We start from the raw sequence: 7,365 nt of genomic DNA on the forward strand, positions 1-7,365 counted from the left end.
CTCTCACCGCGCTCCCACCGCGAAACGCCATCATTGCTTTTTGTGCATCAATCGAGTGCTAAAGAGTCTTGGACAGGCATCGACGGGACTCCTACCGTTGAACTCATGACAGCGACGATGTCTCCCGCCACGGGTCTCACCGGCCAGATGATCATCGCCGGCACCCCTGTGCGCGGAACAGGAACCGAAGTTCGTGCCTACGACCCCGCCGCCGACCGAGCGCTCGAACCCCCCTATTTCCACGGCGATGCCGGTGATGTCGAGGCTGCCTGCGCCGCCGCGGACGAGGCGTTCGGACCGTACCGCTCCACCACCTCCGAGGAACGGGCCCGATTTCTGGAAGGCATCGCCGCCAACATCGACGCCATCCGCGACACGCTCATCTCGCGAGCCGTCCTCGAATCCGGACTGCCGCAGGCTCGCATCACGGGAGAGGTCGGCCGCACCACCGGTCAGCTGAGGCTCTTCGCCGGTGTGCTGCGAGAGGGCAGCTGGAACGGCGCGCGTATCGACCCCCGCGCTGCCCGACCGATCCCCTGCTGCGCGCCCCGACCTCCGACAGCGGTCCGTTCCGCTGGGCCCGGTGGCTGTGTTCAGCGCGTCGAATTTCCCGTTGGCGTTCTCGGTCGCCGGCGGCGACACGGCATCCGCACTGGCTGCCGGCTGTCCCGTCGTGGTCAAGGGTCACGACGCTCACCCCGGCACCTCAGAACTGGTCGGCCGGGCGATCTCCGATGCCGTGGCCGCGGCGGGACTGCCCCCGGGCACGTTCTCGCTGCTGTTCGGCTCAGGACCGGACCTCGGCGTCGCACTCGTCACCGATCGCCGCATCAAAGCCGTCGGATTCACCGGTTCCCGCTCCGGCGGCACAGCACTCGTCGCCGCCGCCGCTGCGCGTCCCGAGCCCATCCCGGTGTACGCCGAGATGAGCTCCATCAACCCGGTCTTCGTGCTCGACGGGGCGTTGGCCGACCGCGGAGCGGACCTCGGCCGGGCATTCGTCGCGTCCCTCACGATGGGCTCGGGGCAGTTCTGCACGAACCCCGGTCTGGTCATCGGCGTTGACGGCCCGGGCCTGGATGCCTTCGTCGACGCTGCCCGCGATGCGCTCGCCGATGCCCCGGCGACACCGATGCTGACACCCGGGATCGCGCGTAGCTACGCCTCCGGCGTCGAATCGCTCACCCGGGCCGCAGAGCTGGTGGCGCGCGGTGACGTGCCGAACACCGAAACATCCTGCCAAGCAGCCCTTTTCACTACTGACGGGGCGACCTTCCTGGCATCTGACGCGCTGCAGGCCGAGGTCTTCGGATCGTCCAGCGTGATCGTGAGGTGTGCCGATCTCGACGACGTGCGCGCCGTGGCAACCGGCATGGAGGGTCAGCTGACCGCCACCGTGCACGCCGACGAGATCGATCACCCGGTGGCGGCTGACTTGGTGTCACTTCTCGAGCTCAAAGCAGGCCGCATCCTCTTCAACGGCTGGCCGACAGGAGTCGAGGTGTGCCACGCCATGGTCCACGGCGGCCCCTCGCCCGCTACCTCGGATTCGCGCACCACGTCGGTCGGCTCTCGCGCCATCGAACGCTTCCTGCGGCCCGTCTGCTACCAGGACGTGCCCTCATCTCTGCTCCCTCCGGCAATTTCCGACGGAAATCCAGAGCACCTGTGGCGGCGCATCGACGGCCGGCTCACGCAGGACTGACCCCACCACCCACGAGCGAGGAGCCCCACCCCATGCGTCCGATTTCGCGCCCCGACTTCCGCGGCGTCCTGTTCTTCCCGGTCACACCCTTCGCCACGTCCGGAAGCGTCGACCTCGACGCGCTGGCCGCGCACATCGCGCAGGGCGTGGATGCGGGCGCCGGCGGCGTCTTCGTCGCCTGCGGCACCGGTGAGTTCCACGCCATGGACGACCGGGAGTTCGGCGACGTCGTCCGCACGGCCGTCGACGTGGTGGGCGGCCGTGTGCCGGTCTACGCCGGCGCCGGTGGCTCCGTGGCGCAGGCCAAGCGCTTCGCCGTCGCAGCAGAGCACGCCGGGGCCGACGGTCTCCTTCTTCTACCGCCGTACCTGGTGGAGGTGCCGCAGGCCGGTCTGGTCGACTACACCCGGGCCGTCGCGGCGGCCGCACAGCTGCCGGTGATCGTCTACAACCGCAACAACGCACGATTCACCGAGGAATCCGCCGTAGCGGTCGCCCGTATCCCGAACGTCGTCGGATTCAAGGACGGCACCGGCAATTTCGATCAGGTCGCCCGCATCGTGCAGGCCGTCACCACGACCGTCGATCCGGATCTCCTCTTCTTCAACGGTCTGCCCACCGCAGAGACGACCCAGCTGGCGTTCCGGGCGATCGGCGTTCCGCTGTACTCGTCGGCCACGTTCGCCTTCGCACCCGATCTGGCGCTGGCCTTCTACAATGCGTTGGAATCCGGGAACCAGGATCTGATCGACGCCCTGCTCAACGCGTTCTTCATCCCTCTGGTGCGGCTGCGCGACACCGTGCCGGGTTACGCGGTATCGCTGGTCAAAGCCGGCGTGACGATGGCTGGCATCCCCGCCGGAACCGTGCGCCCGCCGCTGGTGATGCCGACCCCGGACGACCTGGCCGAACTTGCTTCGATCGTCGAGGCCGGCCGGTCCGTCGTCGCCGATGCGCTGGCCCAGGCACGCTGATGCCGGCCATCCGGATCACCGGAGCCCGTATCACCCCGGTGGCGTTCGCTGATCCACCGCTGCTCAACACCGTGGGCGTGCACCAGCCGTATGCGCTGCGGGCCATCATTCAGTTGGACACCGACGCAGGCTTGGTCGGCCTGGGCGAGACCTACGCCGACACCCGCCACCTCGGCCGGCTCAATGCCGCCGCCGATGCGATCACTGGACTGGATGTGTTCGCGCTCAACGCTATTCGCGCGGAGATCGCCGAACGGCTCAGAGGCGACACCGCCGCGGTCGGTACGGCGGGCATGATCACCACCGCCAGTGCGGTCGATCAGGTGCTGTCCCCGTTCGAGGTGGCATGCCTCGACGTGCAGGGCCAGGCACTGGACCGTCCGGTCTGCGATCTGCTCGGCGGCGCGGTCCGTGACGCCGTGCCGTTTTCCGCCTACCTGTTCTACAAGTGGGCGGCCCACCCTGGCGCGGAACCCGACCGGTTCGGCGAGGCACTCGATCCGGACGGCCTCGTCGCCCAAGCTCACCGCATCGTCGACGAATACGGCTTCACCGCAATCAAACTCAAGGGCGGCGTCTTTCCCCCCGAGGAGGAGATGGCGGCCATAGAGGCTTTGTCCCGCGCATTCCCGGGTGTCCCGCTGCGGCTCGACCCCAACGCGGCATGGACTCCGCAGACCGCGGTGAAGGTGGCCTCCGGATTGGCCGGAATCCTCGAATACCTCGAAGATCCCACACCGGGCCTCGACGGTATGGCGGAGGTGGCCGCGCAGGCGCCGATGCCCCTGGCCACCAACATGTGCGTGGTCGCGTTCGACCAACTCGCTCCTGCCGTCGCGAAAAATTCTGTCCGCGTGGTCCTTTCCGATCACCACTACTGGGGTGGGCTGCAGCGCTCGCGACTGCTCGCCGGAATCTGCGACACGTTCGGGCTCGGCCTGTCGATGCACTCGAACTCTCATCTGGGCATCAGCCTGGCTGCGATGGTGCACCTCGCCGGGGCGACGCCGAACCTGACCTATGCCTGTGACACCCATTGGCCGTGGAAGACCGAAGACGTGGTGAAGCCCGGCGCACTAAGCTTCGTCGACGGTTCCGTCCCGGTGCCCCAAGGCCCCGGTCTCGGCGTGGAGATCGACGACGACGCACTGGAGACGCTGCACCAGCAGTACCTTCGCTGCGGAATCCGCGATCGCGACGACACCGGCTACATGCGCACCGTGGACCCGGGCTTCGAGCTGCTGAGCCCGCGTTGGTAGAGCCTTTCGCGGTACGACCCGGAGCCCTACGGTGAGAGGATGGCAGCGATCGAGGCCGTCCACCCACCGGATGCCGTACTCAAGACCATCAATCCAATCCTGCGGCGCGCACTCCCGACACCCCTGGGCAGGGTGATCGGCGACTTCATGTTGCTGCGCTTCACCGGCCGCAAGTCCGGCCGACGCTTCGCCATTCCCGTGAGCGCGCACCATCTCAACGGCAACCTCTACGCGGTCATGGAGGCACAGTGGAAGTACAACTTCCGCGGCGGGGCCGACGTCGAGGTGTCCCATCGCGGGCGCACCTCGACGATGCGCGGGGTCCTGCTGACCGACGCGGCACAGGTGGCCGACATCGTCGGTCGACTTGCGACTGCGTACGGCGCGAAGAAAGCCCAACGCATGATGGGCATGAAGTTCGACGCGGACCGGGTGCCCACCCGCGAGGAGTGGGATGAGGCTGTCGCGCGCATCCACATCTCCGCGGTCTCCCTGACTCCCGCACGCTGATGTTCTCCCTGGCGCGGTTGCAGTGCTTCGTCGCGGTCGCCGAAGAGCTGCATTTCGGGCGCGCGGCCGAACGCCTGCACATGACGCAGCCACCGTTGTCCCGTCAGGTTCAGCAGCTCGAGAGCGAGCTCGGTGTGCAGCTCATCGACCGCACCACCCGGACCGTCACGCTGACACCGGCGGGCGCCGCGTTCCTGCCGGACGCGCGGCGCATCCTGCAGCTGGCCGAAGGGGCCGCGCAGACCGTGAAGCGCGTTCCCGCAGGTGATCTCGGCACGGTCGTGATCGGATTCACCGCGGCATCAGCGCACGCGGTGCTGCCGCGACTGCTCGAGCGTGCGCGCGAACGGCTACCCGATGTGACGCTCGACCTGCGCGAGATGGTGACCGCAGCCCAGATCGAGGGCCTCGCGACCGGTGAGCTCGACCTCGGCATGGCCCGCCCGCCGCTGAAACGGCCGGGGCTGGTGTCGCGGCCGCTGCTGCACGAGCAACTGATCGCGGCCCTTCCCTCGGGCCACCCCCTGGCCGAGCTGCCCCGGCAGTTGACGCTCACCGACCTCGACGGCCAAGACGTCGTGATGTATTCGCCGGTGCAGGCACGGTATTTCAACGAACTGCTGATCTCGACCTTCACCATCGCCGGCGCCACGCCGCGGTACGTCCAGTACGTGACGCAGGTGCACACCATGCTGGTGCTCGTACGCTCAGGCATCGGGATCGCGCTGGTACCGGCGTCGGCGGCCACGCTGCATCCCGAGGGCGTCGTGTTCCGAACGATCGGGGCGTTTCGTGAACGGCCCGTCGAGCTCGACGCCGTGTGGCGGGGCGACTCGACGAACCCCGCTCTGCTGCGCCTCCTCCGCGACGTGTTGCCACCGCAGGAGTGGACGACAGACGACCTCGTCGAAGCGGTGAACTGACGCCGATCAGACCGGCGTGACCAGCTTGCCCGTGGCGAGAAAGCTCTCGAGGTTGCGCAGGGTCAGCGCCTCCATGGCCGCGCGGGTCTGCACCGTGCCGCTGGCCACATGCGGGAGCAACACCACGGTGTCCAACCCGTAGAGCACCTCGGGCACCTTCGGCTCGTGGGCGAACACGTCGAGCCCGGCGCCCGCGAGCCTCCCCTGCAGAAGGGCCGACACCAGGGCCTCTTCGTCGACGACGCTGCCGCGGGCGATGTTGATCAGATAGCCCTCGGCGCCGAGCGCGTCGATGACGTCTCGATCGACCAAACCGCGAGTGGCGTCACCACCGGCCGCTGCGATCACCAGAACGTCGACCTCACGCGCCAGCTCCACCGGCGATGCCGCGTACGCATACGGCGAATCGGCCACGCGATGGCGATTGTGATAGCTGATCGAGCAGCCAAAAGCGCTGAGGCGGTGCGCGATTGCCGTGCCGATGCGACCCAGACCGATGATGCCCACGCGGGTGTTGCTCACTTGCCGGGTGAGCGGATACGAGCCTTCGACCGGCCACCGGCCGGCCCGCACGTACCGGTCGGACGCCGAGAACTGCCGCAACGTGTCGATCAACAGACCCACCGCCGTGTCGGCCACGCAGTCGGTCAGCACATCGGGGGTGTTGCTGACGCCGATTCCCCGGGCTGTGGCCGCGTCCACATCGGTGGTGTCGTAGCCGACCCCGAAGTTGATGATCGCGCCGAGATGGGGCAGGGCTGCCATCAGTTCGGCATCGACGCCAGTGCGACCGGACGTGACCACCGCGATGACGTTCGTCCCGTGTTCGGCGAGAAACTCTGCTCGCTCGTCATCGGACACGGGGAGTGTCCTCGCGCCGTACTGCTGAGACAGCGTCTGCTCGAGCGACGGCTTGAGAGGACCGACCTGCAGAACCGCACCACTGATGCTCATAGCGCACCACGCTACGACGACCTGCGAATACCCGTCTACGTCCGAATTGGCATGGACTTATAGCGAAACGGCATCGCCAACGCCACGCATGCTTCATTCGAGTATCGACGCCTCACACTCGACCGTAAACGTGCTTGTCAGAAGCATTTTCGCGCCTTCAACACGTGATTCGGCACCGCCGGAAATCCACGCAAAGCGCGATTTGAGTGGGGTTGACGCTCACTGAAACCCGCTCTTACCGTGTGGTTGTCATCACAGCTCGCATCTACATACGTGGACGTCACAGCCCCCAGCCCGGGAGGACCCATGAAACCCGCAGTCCTTGCCGCACTCACCGTCGCGGCAGTCACCGCGAGCGGTTGCTCGGTCGCGAACTCCGGCGGCGGTGGATACGACCCGGGCACGCTGCGCATCGTTCTCCAGCAGGAGCCGCCCACGCTGGAACCGTGCGAGAGCTCGCTCACCTCGACCGGCATCGTGGTGCGTTCCAACATCACCGAGCCCCTGCTCGAGCGTGACGCCACCACCGGGGATCTGACCCCGCTGCTGGCCACACGGTGGACGCAGACGAGCCCCACCCAGTGGACCTTCCACCTGCGCGACGGCGTGACGTTCTCCGACGGGGCGCCCTTCACCTCCGAGGACGCCGCCTTCTCGATCGATCGGGCCGTCAACTCGGATCTGCAATGCAATGTCGACGGCTACGTGTTCGGTGACGAGAAGCTCAGCCTGCAGACCCCCGATCCGACCACGGTCGTAGTCGGCACCACCGAACCCGATCCGATTCTGCCGCTGCGTGTCTCGTTCGTCGAGATGGTGCCACGCACCACCAGCACGGTCGAGAAGGTGCGCGAGCCGATCGGCACCGGTCCCTACGCCATCGCCGCATGGGACTACGGCCAGAAACTGACGTTGAAGCGCAACCCGACGTACTGGGGCCCCGCGCCGGCTTTTGCCACCGCCGAATACCGCTGGCGCAGTGAGGGAAGCGTGCGCGCCGCGATGATCATCAACGACGAGGCCGATATCGCCACGGGCCT

The 7,365-nt window shown here is 67.4% G+C and carries 6 protein-coding genes and 1 pseudogene; 6 read left to right on the forward strand and 1 reads right to left on the reverse strand.

Annotation, left to right across the window (positions count from 1 at the left end):
- Positions 1-105 precede the first annotated feature (105 nt).
- The 5 genes and pseudogenes from PGN37_RS11575 to PGN37_RS11595 all read left to right on the forward strand — a co-directional run bounded on the left by PGN37_RS11575 (position 106) and on the right by PGN37_RS11595 (position 5,371).
- Positions 106-1,705, forward strand: a pseudogene (locus PGN37_RS11575) (aldehyde dehydrogenase (NADP(+))).
- A gap of 32 nt (positions 1,706-1,737) precedes the next feature.
- Positions 1,738-2,679, forward strand: coding sequence for a 5-dehydro-4-deoxyglucarate dehydratase (locus PGN37_RS11580; RefSeq protein ID WP_335331169.1), 942 nt, complete (start codon positions 1,738-1,740; stop codon positions 2,677-2,679).
- Positions 2,679-3,938, forward strand: a complete 1,260-nt coding sequence (locus PGN37_RS11585) for a glucarate dehydratase family protein (RefSeq protein ID WP_335331170.1) — start codon at positions 2,679-2,681, stop codon at positions 3,936-3,938. Before PGN37_RS11580 ends, PGN37_RS11585 begins: the two co-directional genes overlap by 1 nt.
- A 39-nt stretch (positions 3,939-3,977) precedes the next feature.
- Complete coding sequence (locus PGN37_RS11590) at positions 3,978-4,448, forward strand: hypothetical protein (protein ID WP_335331171.1); 471 nt, start codon at positions 3,978-3,980, stop codon at positions 4,446-4,448.
- The gene (locus PGN37_RS11595; RefSeq protein ID WP_335331172.1) at positions 4,448-5,371 is read left to right on the forward strand and encodes a LysR substrate-binding domain-containing protein; all 924 of its coding nucleotides are present in this window, start codon (positions 4,448-4,450) and stop codon (positions 5,369-5,371) included. The genes PGN37_RS11590 and PGN37_RS11595 overlap by 1 nt, the downstream gene beginning before the upstream one ends.
- 6 nt (positions 5,372-5,377) lie before the next feature.
- Here PGN37_RS11595 and PGN37_RS11600 read toward each other — a convergent pair whose 3' ends face one another.
- Positions 5,378-6,325, reverse strand: a complete 948-nt coding sequence (locus tag PGN37_RS11600; protein WP_335331173.1) for a 2-hydroxyacid dehydrogenase — start codon at positions 6,323-6,325, stop codon at positions 5,378-5,380.
- A 306-nt stretch (positions 6,326-6,631) separates the two neighbouring features.
- On the opposite strand from PGN37_RS11600, the gene PGN37_RS11605 reads away from it, so the two are divergent.
- On the forward strand, positions 6,632-7,365 hold a 734-nt coding region (locus PGN37_RS11605), incomplete at its 3' end, for an ABC transporter substrate-binding protein (protein ID WP_335331174.1).

The sequence above is a fragment of the Mycobacterium kyogaense genome (assembly GCF_036946525.1).
GTDB lineage: Bacteria > Actinomycetota > Actinomycetes > Mycobacteriales > Mycobacteriaceae > Mycobacterium > Mycobacterium kyogaense_A.

Coding starts and splice junctions, on each gene's coding strand:
- PGN37_RS11600 (WP_335331173.1), bottom strand. CDS start 6,325: ATGAGCATCAGTGGTGCGGTTCTGCAGGTCGGTCCTCTCAAGCCGTCG.
- PGN37_RS11590 (WP_335331171.1), top strand. CDS start 3,978: ATGGCAGCGATCGAGGCCGTCCACCCACCGGATGCCGTACTCAAGACC.
- PGN37_RS11595 (WP_335331172.1), top strand. CDS start 4,448: ATGTTCTCCCTGGCGCGGTTGCAGTGCTTCGTCGCGGTCGCCGAAGAG.
- PGN37_RS11580 (WP_335331169.1), top strand. CDS start 1,738: ATGCGTCCGATTTCGCGCCCCGACTTCCGCGGCGTCCTGTTCTTCCCG.
- PGN37_RS11585 (WP_335331170.1), top strand. CDS start 2,679: ATGCCGGCCATCCGGATCACCGGAGCCCGTATCACCCCGGTGGCGTTC.